The organism is Phenylobacterium sp., from assembly GCF_035475775.1.
Lineage (GTDB): Bacteria > Pseudomonadota > Alphaproteobacteria > Caulobacterales > Caulobacteraceae > Phenylobacterium.
Genome location: NZ_DATIMC010000018.1, coordinates 47,417 through 61,910, shown reverse-complemented (window position 1 = coordinate 61,910; position 14,494 = coordinate 47,417). Strand labels below are relative to the sequence as shown.

16 protein-coding genes are annotated in these 14,494 nt (G+C 68.6%); 5 read left to right on the top strand and 11 right to left on the bottom strand.

Annotated elements, in window-relative coordinates; all coding sequences use genetic code 11:
• On the bottom strand, window positions 1-1,739 hold a 1,739-nt coding region (purL, locus tag VLI41_RS02500), incomplete at its 3' end, for a phosphoribosylformylglycinamidine synthase subunit PurL (RefSeq protein ID WP_325266477.1).
• A gap of 112 nt (window positions 1,740-1,851) precedes the next feature.
• Between purL and VLI41_RS02495 the strand changes: the two genes are divergently transcribed.
• Entirely contained in the window at window positions 1,852-1,992 is a 141-nt protein-coding gene (locus VLI41_RS02495; protein WP_325266476.1) for a hypothetical protein, read from the top strand.
• A 234-nt stretch (window positions 1,993-2,226) separates the two neighbouring features.
• On the opposite strand, the gene purQ is transcribed toward VLI41_RS02495, so the two are convergent.
• The 4 genes from purQ to purC form a co-directional block, all read right to left on the bottom strand.
• A complete protein-coding gene (purQ, locus tag VLI41_RS02490) occupies window positions 2,227-2,889 on the bottom strand; it encodes a phosphoribosylformylglycinamidine synthase subunit PurQ (RefSeq protein WP_325266475.1) in 663 nt (220 codons plus the stop codon).
• Complete coding sequence (locus VLI41_RS02485; RefSeq protein WP_325266474.1) at window positions 2,886-3,203, bottom strand: hypothetical protein; 318 nt, start codon at window positions 3,201-3,203, stop codon at window positions 2,886-2,888. Before VLI41_RS02485 ends, purQ begins: the two co-directional genes overlap by 4 nt.
• 194 nt (window positions 3,204-3,397) lie before the next feature.
• Complete coding sequence (purS, locus tag VLI41_RS02480; protein ID WP_325266473.1) at window positions 3,398-3,637, bottom strand: phosphoribosylformylglycinamidine synthase subunit PurS; 240 nt, start codon at window positions 3,635-3,637, stop codon at window positions 3,398-3,400.
• Window positions 3,638-3,639: 2 nt separating this feature from the next.
• Entirely contained in the window at window positions 3,640-4,395 is a 756-nt protein-coding gene (gene purC / locus VLI41_RS02475; RefSeq protein ID WP_325266472.1) for a phosphoribosylaminoimidazolesuccinocarboxamide synthase, read from the bottom strand.
• A gap of 554 nt (window positions 4,396-4,949) precedes the next feature.
• On the opposite strand from purC, the gene VLI41_RS02470 reads away from it, so the two are divergent.
• On the top strand, window positions 4,950-5,273 hold the full coding sequence (locus VLI41_RS02470) for a DUF1476 domain-containing protein (protein ID WP_325266471.1): 324 nt from the start codon (window positions 4,950-4,952) through the stop codon (window positions 5,271-5,273).
• A 143-nt stretch (window positions 5,274-5,416) separates the two neighbouring features.
• Here VLI41_RS02470 and VLI41_RS02465 read toward each other — a convergent pair whose 3' ends face one another.
• Together VLI41_RS02465 and VLI41_RS02460 are read right to left on the bottom strand one after the other, a co-directional pair.
• Window positions 5,417-5,722, bottom strand: a complete 306-nt coding sequence (locus VLI41_RS02465; protein WP_325266470.1) for a hypothetical protein — start codon at window positions 5,720-5,722, stop codon at window positions 5,417-5,419.
• Between the two features lie 254 nt (window positions 5,723-5,976).
• A complete protein-coding gene (locus VLI41_RS02460; RefSeq protein WP_325266479.1) occupies window positions 5,977-6,441 on the bottom strand; it encodes a very short patch repair endonuclease in 465 nt (154 codons plus the stop codon).
• 68 nt (window positions 6,442-6,509) lie between these two features.
• On the opposite strand from VLI41_RS02460, the gene VLI41_RS02455 reads away from it, so the two are divergent.
• The 3 genes from VLI41_RS02455 (at window position 6,510) to VLI41_RS02445 (ending at window position 9,655) form a co-directional block, all read left to right on the top strand.
• Window positions 6,510-7,724, top strand: coding sequence for a hypothetical protein (locus VLI41_RS02455; protein ID WP_325266469.1), 1,215 nt, complete (start codon window positions 6,510-6,512; stop codon window positions 7,722-7,724).
• A 30-nt stretch (window positions 7,725-7,754) separates the two neighbouring features.
• Window positions 7,755-8,981: a DNA (cytosine-5-)-methyltransferase gene (locus tag VLI41_RS02450; RefSeq protein ID WP_325266468.1), complete on the top strand. Its 1,227-nt coding sequence runs from the start codon at window positions 7,755-7,757 to the stop codon at window positions 8,979-8,981.
• 110 nt (window positions 8,982-9,091) lie between these two features.
• Window positions 9,092-9,655: a hypothetical protein gene (locus VLI41_RS02445; RefSeq protein WP_325266467.1), complete on the top strand. Its 564-nt coding sequence runs from the start codon at window positions 9,092-9,094 to the stop codon at window positions 9,653-9,655.
• A 227-nt stretch (window positions 9,656-9,882) separates the two neighbouring features.
• Here the strand turns inward: VLI41_RS02445 and VLI41_RS02440 are convergent, their stop codons facing one another.
• The 4 genes from VLI41_RS02440 to VLI41_RS02425 form a co-directional block, all read right to left on the bottom strand.
• Entirely contained in the window at window positions 9,883-10,218 is a 336-nt protein-coding gene (locus VLI41_RS02440; RefSeq protein ID WP_325266466.1) for an MmcQ/YjbR family DNA-binding protein, read from the bottom strand.
• 271 nt (window positions 10,219-10,489) lie between these two features.
• On the bottom strand, window positions 10,490-11,815 hold the full coding sequence (gene purB, locus VLI41_RS02435; protein WP_325266465.1) for an adenylosuccinate lyase: 1,326 nt from the start codon (window positions 11,813-11,815) through the stop codon (window positions 10,490-10,492).
• 75 nt (window positions 11,816-11,890) lie between these two features.
• A complete protein-coding gene (locus VLI41_RS02430; RefSeq protein ID WP_325266464.1) occupies window positions 11,891-13,438 on the bottom strand; it encodes an MFS transporter in 1,548 nt (515 codons plus the stop codon).
• 49 nt (window positions 13,439-13,487) lie between these two features.
• Window positions 13,488-14,489, bottom strand: a complete 1,002-nt coding sequence (locus tag VLI41_RS02425) for a hypothetical protein (RefSeq protein ID WP_325266463.1) — start codon at window positions 14,487-14,489, stop codon at window positions 13,488-13,490.
• Window positions 14,490-14,494: the final 5 nt, after the last annotated feature.

Genomic DNA, 14,494 nt, shown 5'->3' with positions numbered 1-14,494 from the left:
AGCCGGTCGCCGGCCCTCATCCGGCGGTAGGAGGCGCGCTCGGCGTAGTCGGGGATCAGCCCTACCGCGCCCACGGTCGGCGTAGGCGGGATCGCCGCCCCATTGGTCTCGTTGTAGAGCGAGACGTTGCCGCTCACGACCGGGAAGTCGAGCTCGCGGCAGGCCTCGGCCATGCCCTCGATGGCGCGCACGATCTGGCCCATGATCTCCGGCCGCTCGGGGTTGCCGAAGTTCAGATTGTCGGTGATCGCGATCGGGTCGGCGCCCACCGCGGTCAGGTTGCGCCAGGCCTCCGCCACGGCCTGCTTGCCGCCCTCGTAGGGGTCGGCCTGCACGTAGCGCGGCGTCACGTCGGAGGTGAGCGCCAGCGCCTTCTTGGTCCCGTGCACGCGCACGATCCCGGCGTCGGCGCCGGTGGCCGAATCCGCCAGCGTGTCGGCCATCACGTGGCGGTCGTACTGCTCCCAGAGCCAGCGCTTGGAGCACATGTCGGGGGCGCTCATCAGGCGCAGCACCGCCTCGCCGTAGTCGGCGGGCTCGGGCACGTCCTCGGGCCCCAGGCGCGGCGGGGGCTTCGGCGCGACCCACGGCCGGTCGTAGAGCGGCGCGTCTTCGAACAGGGGCGCCAGCGGCACGTCGGCGACCACCTCGCCGCGGTGACGCAGCACCAGGTGGCCGGTCTCGGTGGTCTGGCCGATCGTCGCGGCGTCCAGGCCCCACTTCTCGAAGATCCGCCGGCCGTCCGCCTCGCGCCCCGGCTTGAGGATCGCCAGCATCCGCTCCTGGCTCTCCGAGAGCATCATCTCGTAGGCGCTCATGCCCGCCTCGCGCTGCGGCACGGCGTCGAGGTCGAGCTCGATGCCCAGGCCGCCCTTGCCGGCCATCTCCACCGACGAGGAGGTGAGCCCGGCCGCGCCCATGTCCTGGATCGCCGCCACCGCGCCCGAGGCCATCAGCTCCAGCGTCGCCTCGATCAGGAGCTTCTCGGCGAACGGGTCGCCCACCTGCACGGTCGGGCGCTTCTCGTCGGAGGCCTCGTCGAACTCGGCCGAGGCCATGGTCGCCCCGTGGATGCCGTCGCGGCCGGTCTTGGAGCCGAAATAGACCACCGGCAGGCCGGGCGCGGGCGCGGCGGAGTAGAAGATCCTGTCGGCCTCGGCCAGGCCCACGCACATGGCGTTGACCAGGATGTTGCCGTCGTAGCCCGAGTGGAAGTTGGTCTCGCCGCCGAGCGTCGGCACGCCCACGCAGTTGCCGTAGCCGCCGATGCCCGCCACCACGCCCGCCACCAGCCGCTTGGTCTTCGGATGGCTCGGATCGCCGAACCGCAGCGCGTTCAGCAGCGCCACGGGCCTCGCCCCCATGGTGAACACGTCGCGCATGATCCCGCCGACGCCGGTCGCCGCCCCCTGGTAGGGCTCGATGAACGAGGGGTGGTTGTGCGACTCCATCTTGAACACGCAGGCCAATTTCTTCCCATTGGGGCCATCGCCGATGTCGACGACGCCGGCGTTCTCGCCCGGGCCGCAGATCACCGCCGCGCCGGTGGTCGGGAACTTGCCGAGCTGCGTCTTCGACGACTTGTAGGAGCAGTGCTCGGACCACATCACCGAGAAGACGCCCAGCTCCACCAGGTTGGGCTCGCGGTTCAGCCGGCGCACGATCAGCGCGTATTCCTCGGGCGTCAGGCCGAATTCGGCGGCCGTCTCGGCGAGGGCTTTGGCGGGCTCGGCGCTCATCGGGCGGCTTCTAGCCCGCTTCTGGCGCCCGCGCGATAGGGGGAACCTTTGGCCGGAGGCCCGGTTGGTCGCAGGCCTCCGGCGCGTCCGCGCCGCACAGTAAAGGTGACACATGGCCGAGAACAACGACAAGCGCCGTCAGCAACAGCCGCAGCAACAACAGCAGCAGGGCCGTCAGCAACAGCAGCACGGCGGCCGTCAGCAGCAGCAGCACGGCGGGACCAAGAAGCAGATGAAGGACGACCGCCGCTAGGCCGCCCCTCGACGACCACGAAGGGCCGGGGCCCGCTCACCCCCGGCCCTTTTTCATGGTCCAAGAACCACACGAACCCCACGAAAACGCGGCCGCAGGCCGCCATCAAACCGCGGAAAACGCGGAAGCACGCAGAAAGCCGAGGCCACGCTCCGCCCCCTTCCGCGTCTTTCTGCGTTTTCCGCGGTTAGTTGAAATGAGCCGCCGCTCGCGCGGACCCTTCGTGGTTCGCCCCTACGCGCTGGCCAGCGCGCTCTGGAAGAGGATGGCGCCGTCGGCCGAGCCGAGCTCCGGCTCGAACGCCCGGTCCGGGTGCGGCATCAGCCCCAGCACGTTGCCCGCGCCGTTGACCACGCCGGCGATCCGCCGCGCCGAGCCGTTGGGGTTCTCCAGGTAGCGGAACACCACCTGGCCCTCGCCCTCCAGCCGCTCCAGCGTGGCCTCGTCGGCGTAGTAGTTCCCCTCGCCGTTGCCGATGGTCATCCTCACCTCGCGCCGCCCCGCATAGCCCGCGGTGAAGCGGGTCTGGGCGTTGGTCACCTCCAGGCTCACCGGCTTGCAGACGTACTTCAGCGCCGCGTTGCGCAGCAGCGCGCCGGGCAGCAGCCCCGCCTCGCAGAGGATCTGGAAGCCGTTGCAGACGCCCACCGTCGCCACGCCCCGCTCGGCTGCGGCCTTCACCGCGGCCATCACCGGCGACAGCGCCGCCATCGCCCCGCAGCGCAGATAGTCGCCGTAGGAGAACCCGCCCGGCAGCACGATCAGGTCCACCCCGGCCGGCAGCGCCGTCTCCTGGTGCCAGACCATCGCCACCTGCGCCCCCGTCGAGCGCTCGATCGCCACCTTGCAGTCGCGGTCGCAGTTGGAGCCGGGGAACACGATCACGGCGGCTTTCATTTCGGCGTCCGGGCTCCTCTCAGCGACGTCAGATAGGCGAGGAGCTGCTGATAGCCAGCCTTGTCGCCATAGGAACAGCCCGAGATCGCCTGCCCACCGCCCGCCGCGCGCTCCATGACGATCGCCGGATGCCCCGGGGCGCCCGGCTCGGTGATCACGTACGATGTCTGCTGGTCGGCGCTGGAGTACCAGTCATAGGGCTCGCCCGGCTCCTTCGGCGCCCGCGTCAGCCCCGGCTGGCCCGCGATCCTCGCCTTCACCGCTTCGTACCCGGGCGAGCAGTCCAGCCTCGTCGCCCCCGGCGCCCTCGTCACGCCCGTCCCCTGCGAGCACCCCGCCAGCAGCACCAACCCCGAAACCGCGGCCGCAGGCCGCAGCAACGAACTGCGGAAAACGCGGAAGAACGCAGAAAGCCCTGCCGCTCCCCTTCCGCGCCTTTCTGCGTTTTCCGCGGTTGAAGAAGACGGCGCCTGCGGCGCGCTGCGGTTTGGCCGGAAGGGCAGGCCCCTCACGCCACCTCCACGCGGTAGCTCTCGATCACCGTATTCGCGAGCAGCTTCTCGCACATCGCCTGCACCTGCGCCTCCGCCCGCTCGAGGTTGGCCTCCGCCAGCTCGAACTCGATGGTCTTGCCGACCCGCACCTGGCCGACGCCCTCCCAGCCCAGGCCGTGCAGCGCCTGCTCGACGGCCTTGCCCTGCACGTCCAGCACGCCCTCCTTCAGGAACACATGCACCTTGGCCTTCATGCTCAGTGCAGCCCGCCCTGGATCACCGTCGGCATCTCCTTCATGATCCCCAGCCGCCGCGCCACCTCGGTGTAGCTCTCGATCACGTTGCCCAGGTCGCGGCGGAAGCGGTCCTTGTCCAGCTTCTCGTTGGTCGCCGAATCCCACAGCCGGCAGGAATCCGGGCTGATCTCGTCGGCCAGGATGATGCGCGCGAACTCGTTCTCCCAGATCCGCCCGAACTCGATCTTGAAGTCGACCAGGGTGATGCCGACCCCGCCGAACAGCCCGGTCAGGAAGTCGTTCACCCGCAGCGTCAGGGCCATCATGTCGTCGATCTCCTGGGTCGAGGCCCAGTTGAAGGCGGTGATGTGCTCCTCGGCCACCATCGGGTCGTGCAGCTTGTCGTCCTTCAGGTAGAACTCGATGATCGAGCGCGGCAGGGCCTGGCCCTCCGGCACGCCGAAGCGGTTGGAGAAGCTGCCCGCCGCCAGGTTGCGGCACACCACCTCCAGCGGGATGATCTCCACCTCGCGGATCAGCTGCTCGCGCAGGTTCAGCCGCTTGATGAAGTGGTTCTGCACCCCGATCGAGTTCAGCCGGGTCATCACGTATTCGCTGATCCGGTTGTTGATCACCCCCTTGCCCTCCAGCACCGCCTTCTTGGTGGCGTCGAAGGCGGTGGTGTCGTCCTTGAAGTACTGGATGAGGGTGCCGGGCTCGGGCCCTTCGTAGAGGATCTTGGCCTTGCCCTCGTAGATCTTCTTGCGGCGGGTCATCGCGTCAGCCTTCCTGGGGGCGGGTCTGCGCCGGTCGCGAAACGAAAAACGCGCGCGGCTGATCCATCTGCGCGCGCGGCTCCGACTCAGGCGTCTCGCCCATATGAGGCCCCCGGAAATTACCCGAACGGGAGCCCCCGCGCAAATGACCGGCCGCCGCGCCGCAGGCGTCCACGTCAAACCGCGGATTTCACGGATTCCACGGATACGCCGCCCTTCCGTGTAAATCCGTGTCATCCGTGGTTCCGCGCGAAGCGCGCCCATTTTTCAAACCACGCAAAACACGGACTCCACGGAAACGCCGGCCTTCTGTCCTTCCGCGTTTTCCGCGGTGCTCTTCGCGCGCACAGCGCGCCCTCTTTCAAACCACGGATTTCACAGATTCCACGGATACGCCGCCCTTCCGCGTCATCCGTGTTTTCCGTGGTTCACACCCCCTTTGTTTCCCATTTGCATCGCCCCCCGGCCGCCCTCGCGCAGCCGGCCGACTGTTCGATTGCGGGCCGCCTGCGGGCGGGCTATGTGCTGCCCGTCGTGCTGCGGACGGGGACCCGATGACCACCTTCGATGATCGTGAACAGGGCTTCGAGAGGAAGTTCGCGCTCGATCAGGAGCAGGAGTTCAAGGCCACCGCCCGGCGCAACCGCGCGCTCGGCCGCTGGGCCGCCGGCCTGATGGGCCTGGAGGGCCGCCACGCCGACGACTACGCCCAGGCCGTGGTCCGCTCGGAGTTCAAGGAAGCCGGCGACGACGACGTGCTGCGCAAGGTCTTCGAGGACCTCAAGGGCTCCGGCGTCGCCGTCACCGAGAGCGACGTCCGCATGAAGATGGCCGAGTTCATGGCCCAGGCCCGCGAAGAAGCGAAGGCCGGGAAGTAGGCCCCATCTTCCCCCGCAAAGCGGCGGGAGGGGAACCGGACGCCGAGGTTCGCGCGAGCGGACCGAAGCGCGGCCGGTGGAGGGGGCAAGCCGCCGCCGCTCGCTCCGCGGCGAGCCCGGCGTAAGCCGGGACGCAGGACTGCTCAAGCCGCCTTCAGCCGCTCGATCTCTTGCGCGAACTCGAACCGCAGTTGGTTCGCTTCGTCGTCCGGCAGCCAGTTGGCCATCTGCGGGAAAACCACCTGCCACATGCGGGCGTCCCGCTCAGACCACGGCATCGTCTTGGCCGCGCGCATCAACTCAAGAACGCCCCTTAGCTTGGCCCGCGCGCGGGCGGGATAATCGATTGGCGCCGGAGCAGGCGCCGTCATTCGCGATTCGCCGGAACCGAACAGGCTGAGCTGGCCGGAGCCTGTCGGGTGGCCGAACAGATCGTTCGCGTCACTCATCGTTCGTAACCGGCGCTTCCGACGCGGCCTCCGGAGCAGGAGTCGGCAGATCGTCCAGGCCCAAGGCGGCCCGACTCAGCGGCTCGTCCAGCGTCCGCGCCAGAATGCTATCGGCGGCCTGGAAGAGGTCAATCGACTCGCGGATTTGCGCACAAGATCAAGGCAGGCCTGACGGGTGACAATCGGGGCGGCGGTAACGCCCGTGTCCTCGACGCGCGCCAGGCCTGCCGGCGCCCGCCCGCTGCCCCCTCCGCTCATCGCCGCGCCGGCGCGGACCCAGTGCGGAATCTAGGTGGACCCAAGAAGCTGATCAGTCGTTCCGCTAGATTTAGGTCTTTCGCGACTTCACACTCCCAGATCACGAGTTCATCCCATGCAAGCTCCCGCAGCTTAAGTCTGACCTCAAGATCGCGAGCCTTGTTGCGACTGAGTTTGGGTTCCCAATATTCGGTACGGGTTTTCGGCGCCTTCGCCAATCGGCAGCCAGGGTGGCCATGCCAAAAGCAGCCGTGGACGAAGATCACTTTCCTGCGGCTGGCAAAGACCAGGTCTGGCCGGCCCGGCAATCGCCTTCCATGGAGGCGGTATCGGTACCCAAGTCGATGAAGCAACGAGCGGACAGCGAGTTCGGGCTTGGTGTTCTTGTCACGAATAGCCGACATCGTCCGACGACGGATCTCCGGCACATCCGGCCATGCGTCATCTCCTCGCCGAGGCATTCGATCCGCCTTGCGCAGGCGAGGCATAATGCCATGCGCCGCTCAGACCAGCCGGGATAACCTGAGGCATGAATCTCCCTGAGTCGGCGGCGGGAACCGCTTCTGCATTGGACTGGAAGACATACTCAGTCCGTGCTGCCGATCGCGCGCCATTGCTGAAATTCATCATCGACGGGCTGGTTGCGCGAGGCTGCCGGGTACTCTCGACCACAGAGCCGAACAAGGCGCCATTCTACATTGTCTTCGAGACGCCATCCGGATCGCGGCAAGGCGTTCTGGCCTATGCGTTCTTTGCCAATTCCCGGCAGACGGGCGGCCGTCCGCGAGACGAGCATCGATTTCAGGTCAAGTACGGAAGCGAACTGAAGGGCGTCCTCGAGATCGCGGTCGATCCGCATGAGCTGATTACGACGATCCTAGTTGGGATTGACACAGCCCGCGGTCTTTTCGTCGCTGCTGATCCACTGATGCATAACCCCACTCCAATGTCGCGCTCGATCGAGTTCAAGGCATCGCACGCAGACGAGATTGCCCATGATGGCTGGGTGGCTTGGGAGCGAGACCGACACAAGCCCAAGACGAAGACACGGCCTACTGCGGAAATCGACGAAGACACGCGGATCGAGGTTTTGGTCGGTGGCCACCGGGATCGAATCTTTGACCTGATCCAGCTCGAGCGAATTGCAAGGGGGCTCGACCCTGGCGAACGCCACCACGTCGCGGACGAGCTTGGGAATGCGGAGGGGCTTGGCCGTGCTTCCGTCGCGTCCCACTCGCTGCTGCGCGAACTGGAGCTTCCGCCCGAAGCGCTCTTCGATCTCATTGATGGCGCAAGCCGCCTGAAGATGGCCGTTCGCGGCTGGGTGGCGGAAGCGAAGCTAGTCGATCACCTAAGGACAACGCCTGGCGTGACCGAGTGCAGGCGTCTCGAAGGTGAGGGCATGCCAGACGTAAGCTTGCGATGGCAGGGTAGCCCTCCGATCCTTGTGGAATGCAAGAACACACTGAGGAAAACCGATGCCCGTGGACACGCCCGCGTCGATTTTCAGCGCACCCGGGCCTCGAAAGGTGATCCCTGTTCTCGCTACTATCAGCCGTCTGATTTCCAGGTCCTTGCGGCATGCCTGCACGCTGTGACTGGGGAGTGGAATTTCCAATACGCGGTCACGGGCGAGCTCCCGCCCCACAAGTCGTGCCCAGGCCGAATCTCCAATGGGATCGCAGTCGCTGAACCCCTCTTTACGGATCGGCCAGATTTGGTGTTCTCTAAATGTTCGACGTAGCGAGTCGTAGCCAGTGGTGAGGGCGGCCGGGTGCAACTGAAAGCAATATCCCTCTACAGCGGCATCGGGGGTCTCGATTTCGGATTCGAAGCCGCTGGATTTGAAACGGCCGTTGCCCTGGATCTTGATGGGGCCGCCTGCGCATCACTTCGACTCAATCGGAACTGGCCTATCATTGAGGGCGACATTTCGCGGATCACCTCCGACGAGATATTGCGGACGGGGGGGCTAGCTGTTGGGGAGGCAGACATCCTGATTGGCGGGCCGCCCTGTCAGCCATTTTCCAAGTCGGGCTACTGGGCGACTGGAGATGCGAAGAGGCTGGAGGATCCCCGCGCAAACACGCTGCACCAGTACCTTCGCGTCTTGCGAGACACGCAGCCGGCTGCGTTCTTGCTGGAGAACGTTCTAGGTCTTGCCTACAGCGGCAAGAGCGAGGGCGTGGAACACGTTCGTCGCGGCATTACGCACATCAATGCCGTGACCGGGTCGCGGTACAGCTTTGCAGTGCAAGCCCTCAATGCTGCGGAATTCGGCGTCCCGCAGTTGCGGGAACGGGTGTTCATCATTGGCTTTCGGGACGGGCGCCGCTTTCGTTTTCCAACTAGGACGCACGCGCCAGCGGATGAGAGTGTCGGGCTCCATCTGGAGCCGTTTCGCAGCGCTTGGGATGCGCTCGGCGATCTTCCATCCAACCTCAACGACCCCGCGCTTCAGATGACAGGGAAGTGGTCTGAACTCCTTCCTTCGATCCCAGAAGGGTCGAACTATTTGTGGCACACGCCGCGCGGCGGCGGACAGCCCCTCTTCGGTTGGCGAACTCGCTTCTGGAACTTCCTATTGAAGCTGGCGAAAGATCAGCCTTCATGGACCATTCAAGCTCAGCCTGGCCCTGCAACCGGACCATTCCACTGGAGCAACCGTCGGCTCTCAGCAGCGGAGATGGGTAGGCTGCAGACGTTCCCGGACGGCCTGGTCTACCCGGAAACCCGTTCCGACGCTCAGCGTCTGATTGGCAACGCCGTGCCGTCGGCGCTAGCCGAGGTCCTCGCTCGAGAAATCCGCGGGCAGTTGTTCCGAGAGGAAGCATATCCATCAGCGCCCACACTGATCCCCCAAAGGCGAGCCGCTTGTCCACGCCCCGAACCCGTTGCCTCGGTTCCGCAGAAATACATGTTCCTGGCAGGCGACCACCACGCACATCCTGGGACGGGGAAGGGCCGCCGCGCCGCTACGCGCCTCTCAAAAGCGGCGTAGCAACTCCAGCCTGGAAGATGTACCAATTCCTTGACTCCCGCGCCCATCCGTGTTCTCTTTATGTTCTCATGGGCGCGGATGGCGGGACGAGGGCGGAGCGGGCGGGGCGGATGCTCGCGGAGGCGGCCGAGATCATGCTCGGCGCCATGCGCACGCTCGCCGTGAAGCTGGAGGCCGCCGAGACGCCGGAGGCGGCGCAGGCCGCGGCGCTGGCGCTGCAGCGGGCGAACCGCGGGCTGCGCCAGACGCTGCTGCTGGAGTCCCGCCTGGAGATCGAGGCGGCCAAGGCCGCCGAGCGTGGCGCCGCCGAGGCCGCGAAGGCCCACGAGGCGGAGGTCGCCCAGCGCAAGCTTAGGGTGCGGCTCGCGGTCGGGCGGGAGGTCTACGAGGCCTGCGACAGCCGCGAGGACGGCGACGAGATGATGGGCGAGATCGAGGATTGCCTTGACGACTACGTGCGCGGCCATTTCGACGACCTCACGGTCGAGGCGCTGGTGGCGCTGCTCATCCGCGACCTCGGGCTGGAGGGCCCCGACGAGGCCTGCGACGAGGCCGATGACCAGGCCGCCGAGGCGCCCGACGATCCGGCGCCCGACGCGCCCGTCCCGCCGGCGCCCCCGCGGCTCATCCAGCAGCCCGACCTCGGCTGGTCGCCGGCCCCCAACTCCTCCTAGGCCGCTGGGAACCACGAAAAGCACGAAGGACACGAAAAAGAGGAACCACGGAACACACGGAAATCCGGGCGTTGGCCGAGGCCCAGGGTTCTCGAACCGATCGCGCCGGCGGCGCGATCTACCAGGCCCAATCCACGGAGACGACAGCCCGTCTTCCGTGTGTTCCGTGTGTTCCGTGGTTTCAGGCGCGAAGCGCCTTTTCGCGCCTTTGGTGATTTTCGTGGTTTCTACCGCCCGCCCGCCAGCACCGGGCGGCTCACCTTCTTCGGCGCGATCTGCGACCAGGCTTCGGTGACCAGCTCGGCGAGCTCGGCTTGGTCGAGGTGGTCCAGCTCGACATAGGCCCAGTGGACGGTCGCCACCTTGCACTTGGCGAAGGTCTCGGGGCGCACCTCGAACAGCAACTCCTGATGCCCGCGGTCGAGCTTCAGGATGGTGCGGCCGCCGACCTGCAGCGCGAAGCTCTTCTTGCCGACGTTGAACCACGGGTCGCCCTTGTAGGTGACCTCGTGCGCCCCCGGCAGCGAGAGCGCCACCCGCCGCAGATCCTCAAGCCTCGCCATGCGGAGAGCCTAACATCGGTCCACGAAACACACGAAGGGCCACGAAAGAGAGGACCCGCGGAAAACGCGGAAGGACGCGTAAAGAGACCCGCAGTCGTCACGAGCAATGGGGCCAAGAGATCGATCGCGCCGGCGGCGCGATCAGCAAGCCGGACCCGGGCCGGGCCGCCCCCCTTCCGCGTCTTTCCGCGTTTTCCGCGGTTCACTTGAAGGACGGCGCCGCCGCACCGCACGCCTTTCGTGCGCTTCGTGTCTTTCGTGGTTCGAAACCCTACTCCGCGGCCTTCGCCGCCCGGGCGTCCTCGCCGAACACGCGGCCGAAGATGCGGTCGACGGCCTTGAAGTGGTAGGCGTTGTCGAACAGCTCGCCGAGCTCGGCCTCGGTGAGCGTCACCTCCGGGTCGGCCCTGAGGAGGTCGAGGAACGCCCCCTCGCCGCGCCACACCTTCATGGCGTTCTTCTGCACCGCCGCATAGGCCGCCTCGCGGGCCATCCCCTTCTGGGTCAGCGCCAGCAGCACCCGCTGGGAGTGGACGAGCCCGCCCAGCCGCTCGAGGTTCGCGGCCATGGTCTGCGGATAGACCACCAGCCGCTCGACCACGCCGGCCAGCCGGCGCAGCGCGAAGTCCAGGTGGACGGTGGCGTCCGGCGCGATGGCCCGCTCGACGGAGGAGTGGCTGATGTCGCGCTCGTGCCAGAGCGCCACGTCCTCCAGCGCCGGGATGACCGCCGAGCGCACCAGGCGGGCGAGGCCCGTCAGGTTCTCGGTGAGGATCGGGTTGCGCTTGTGCGGCATCGCCGAGGAGCCCTTCTGGCCGGGATCGAACGGCTCCTCGGCCTCCAGCACCTCGGTGCGCTGCAGGTGGCGGATCTCGACGGCCAGCCGCTCGACCGAGGAGGCGACGACCGCCAGCGCGGCGAAGTAGGCGGCGTGCCGGTCCCTGGGGATCACCTGGGTCGAGACCGGCTCGGGGGTGAGGCCGAGCCTCTCCGCCACATAGGCCTCCACCTCGGGGGCGACGTTGGCGAAGGTGCCGACCGCGCCGGAGATGGCGCAGGTGGCGATCTCGGCCCGCGCCGTCACCAGCCGCCGCCGCGCGCGGACGAACTCGGCGTAGTGGCCGGCCAGCTTGACGCCGAAGGTGGTGGGCTCGGCGTGGATGCCGTGGCTGCGGCCCACCGTGGGGGTCAGCCGGTGCTCGTAGGCGCGGCGCTTCAGCGCGGCCAGCACCAGGTCGGTGTCCTCGAGCAGGAGGTCGGTGGCGCGCGCCAGCTGCACGGCCAGCGCCGTGTCGTTGACGTCGGAGGAGGTCATGCCCTGGTGCAGGAACCGCGCCTCGGGCCCGACCACCTCGGAGACGTGGGTCAGGAAGGCGATGACGTCGTGCTTGACCTCGGCCTCGATGGCCTCGATGCGCCCGGCGTCCCAGACGGCGCCCTCGCCCTTCTCCCAGATCACCCGGGCGGCCTCGGCGGGGATCACGCCCAGCTCGGCCATGGCGGAGGCGGCGTGCGCCTCGATCTCGAACATGATGGCGAACCGCGTCTGGGCGCTCCAGACCTCGGCGGCTTCCTTGCGCGCGTAACGGGGGATCATCGCCGCTGCGGTGTGCGGCGCGCGGCCCGGAAAGTCAATTCGGCCGCGGACGGCGCGGCGGGGCGCGCGGCGGCCTCAGTCCGCTTCGCCCCGCTCGGCCCGGGCCCGCGCCATGGCGGCCTTCAGGCCGGGGGCGGCCAGCAGGTAGTGCAGCGCGCCCCACAGGCCGATGGCGTAGGCGATCAGGATGCCCTGCCGGGTGCCGAGCACCAGCGCCCCGTGGCAGGCCTGCGCCGCGGCCGCGCCCGCCGCGCTGGGCGCCACGCCGCCCGGGCAGGCGGCCTGGAAGGCCTTCACGTCGCCGGCGAAGAAGCCGCTCAGGCCCTGCCACAGGCCGGGCAGGTCGGGGCGCGCGAAGTGGAAGGCCGCCAGGTGGTCGATCATCCAGCCGGTCAGCGGCGGCCCGCCGCCCAGCCCGATCAGGTTCAGGAAGAAGAACAGGATCGCCGTCGCCGTCGCCCGCCGGCGCGTCGAGACCATGTTCTGGATCACCCCGAAGGTCGGCCCCAGGTAGGTGTAGGAGAACAGCCCCGGCAGGACGAGCAGCGCCACCACGACGGTCCAGCTCGGGCTCGTGTAGATCGCCCAGTTGAAGGGGTAGGAGAGCGCGATGCCGATCGCCGGCACCAGGGCGTACCAGCGCGCGTGGCGCTTCGCGAGCCGGTCGGTGAGGAAGCCGCCGATCAGGGTGCCGGCGCCCGCGCCGATCCCGGCGACCAGGCCGGTGACCAGCCCGACGGTGCCGTAGCTCAGGTGGAAGGCCCGCAGGAAGTAGGGCGGCGAGAACTGCCCGCCGCCGTAGCCCGCCATGGAGACCAGCGTCACGCCCATCACCATGTTGAACACCGGCCACTTGCCGAACAGGGTGCCGACGACGGCGCCGAGCTCGGCGAGCTCGCGGCGGAGCGACATCGGCGCGCCGTGCGCCTCGGCGGTCACGCCGGCGGGCAGGGCGGCGGGCCGCTCCGGCTCGGAGTGGCCGCGCGGCGGCTCCTTGACCAGCAGCTTCAGGGCCGCGGCCATGGCCAGGCCCGGCAGGCCCACCACCATGAACGCCGCGCGCCAGCTGAAGTGCTCGACGATCTGGCCGCCGACGATGGCGCCCAGCATCGAGCCCAGCGGGATGCCGAACGAGTAGACCGCCAGCGCCGAGGCCCGCCGCTTGGGCTCGTAGTAGTCGCTGATCAGCGAATGCGCCGAGGGCGACAGCCCGGCCTCGCCGACGCCCACCCCGAACCGGTAGGCGGCCAGCGTCGCGAAGTTGGCCGCCGTGCCGCAGAGCGCCGTGAACCCCGACCAGACGACGATCGCCAGGGCGATGATGTTGACCCGGCTGACCCGCTCGGCGAGCCTGGCCAGCGGGATGCCCAGGAAGGTGTAGAGCAGCGCGAAGAACAGCCCGCCCAGCAGGCCCAGCTGGGTGTCGGTGATCCGCAGGTCCTCTTTGATCTTCTGCCCGATGGTGGCGATGATCGTGCGGTCGATGAAGTTGAAGGTGTAGGCGGTGACCAGCAGCGCCAGCACGAGCAGCTTGTAGCGTTCCGAGAAGTGCGGCCTGGCGGGGGCGGCGGCGGCCGGCGTGGGCCTGGCGCGGCCGCCGGCCGTGGCGGTCTGGTCGGTCATCCGGAGAGCTCCCCCTGCGGCCGGTTGGCGTGCGCCGCTTGCGGCGAGGTTAGCCGGGCGGAGGCTCCGCTGTCCACGCAGGCCCGCCCGCCTGCGCCTCGGCCTCCCAGTAGGCCACGACGCCCAGGCTCGCCAGGCGCGAGAGCAGCCGTCCGACGTTGGCCAGGTTGCGCGCGATCGGCGGGCCCGCCGCCCCGCCGCGCGGCAGGGCCGAGATCTCCGCCAGCCAGCCGCCGCGCACCTTGCGCGCCAGGCCCTCGGCCTCCAGCCGCAGCACGTGGCGGCGCACGGTCTCGGGCGGCAGGCGCAGCCGGCGGGCGAGCGCCAGGATGCTCACCGGCCGGCGCAGGTCGTCGGGCAACGGCGCCTCGATGCGGCGCGCCTCGTGATCCAGATGCTCGGCGTTGGCGCGGCCCAGCTCCAGCACCAGGATGCCGGAGACCGCGTCGCCCACCCGCCGCAGCAGCTGCTCGTTCACCCGGAGCATGTACTCGCCGATGATGCGGTTCACCAGCCGCACCGGGGGGCCGCTCAGCGCCGGGTCCTGCGGCTCGGCGCTCGCCGCAGGCGCGGTCACGCCGGCCTGCTTGAGCTCCAAGTAGAACCGCTTCAGCCGCTCGTAGCGGGCCACGGCGGCGGCCAGGTAGGCGGGCGTGGCCAGGGCGGCGGCCGGGACCGTCAGCCCCTTCGGCGTGGCGGCGAGCGCGCCCGAGCGGACCAGCTGGCCGGCGCGCCGGCGCACCGTCTCGTAGGGCAGGCTGAGCGAGCCGGCGACCGCGGCGATGGAGATCGGCCGGCGCAGCTCGTCCGGCGGCGGCCGATCGATCTCGGCGTACCTGCGCTGCAGCTCCGGATCCTGGTTGAACAGGGCGAGGTTGCCTTCCAGCACCGTCGAGACGATCAGCGGATCGAGCACGCTCCCGGCGCCGCGGGTGATCTCGATCATGTCCATGATCATCTCGATCGAGGCGCGGGCGATCCGCCACATCGGCGCCGCGCCCGGATCCGCGCGCTTCGGGGCGGTTGCGGGCGGGGCTTGGCCGTCATCCATGGCCG

Excerpts from the sequence above, each read along its gene's own strand:
- VLI41_RS02495 (WP_325266476.1), top strand. The coding sequence starts at position 1,852 with ATGGCCGAGAACAACGACAAGCGCCGTCAGCAACAGCCGCAGCAACAA.
- purS (WP_325266473.1), bottom strand. The coding sequence starts at position 3,637 with ATGAAGGCCAAGGTGCATGTGTTCCTGAAGGAGGGCGTGCTGGACGTG.
- VLI41_RS02440 (WP_325266466.1), bottom strand. The coding sequence starts at position 10,218 with ATGGCGAGGCTTGAGGATCTGCGGCGGGTGGCGCTCTCGCTGCCGGGG.
- purQ (WP_325266475.1), bottom strand. The coding sequence starts at position 2,889 with ATGAAAGCCGCCGTGATCGTGTTCCCCGGCTCCAACTGCGACCGCGAC.
- VLI41_RS02455 (WP_325266469.1), top strand. The coding sequence starts at position 6,510 with ATGAATCTCCCTGAGTCGGCGGCGGGAACCGCTTCTGCATTGGACTGG.
- VLI41_RS02465 (WP_325266470.1), bottom strand. The coding sequence starts at position 5,722 with ATGAGTGACGCGAACGATCTGTTCGGCCACCCGACAGGCTCCGGCCAG.
- VLI41_RS02445 (WP_325266467.1), top strand. The coding sequence starts at position 9,092 with ATGCTCGCGGAGGCGGCCGAGATCATGCTCGGCGCCATGCGCACGCTC.
- VLI41_RS02430 (WP_325266464.1), bottom strand. The coding sequence starts at position 13,438 with ATGACCGACCAGACCGCCACGGCCGGCGGCCGCGCCAGGCCCACGCCG.
- VLI41_RS02460 (WP_325266479.1), bottom strand. The coding sequence starts at position 6,441 with ATGCCTCGGCGAGGAGATGACGCATGGCCGGATGTGCCGGAGATCCGT.
- purB (WP_325266465.1), bottom strand. The coding sequence starts at position 11,815 with ATGATCCCCCGTTACGCGCGCAAGGAAGCCGCCGAGGTCTGGAGCGCC.
- VLI41_RS02425 (WP_325266463.1), bottom strand. The coding sequence starts at position 14,489 with ATGGATGACGGCCAAGCCCCGCCCGCAACCGCCCCGAAGCGCGCGGAT.
- purC (WP_325266472.1), bottom strand. The coding sequence starts at position 4,395 with ATGACCCGCCGCAAGAAGATCTACGAGGGCAAGGCCAAGATCCTCTAC.
- VLI41_RS02470 (WP_325266471.1), top strand. The coding sequence starts at position 4,950 with ATGACCACCTTCGATGATCGTGAACAGGGCTTCGAGAGGAAGTTCGCG.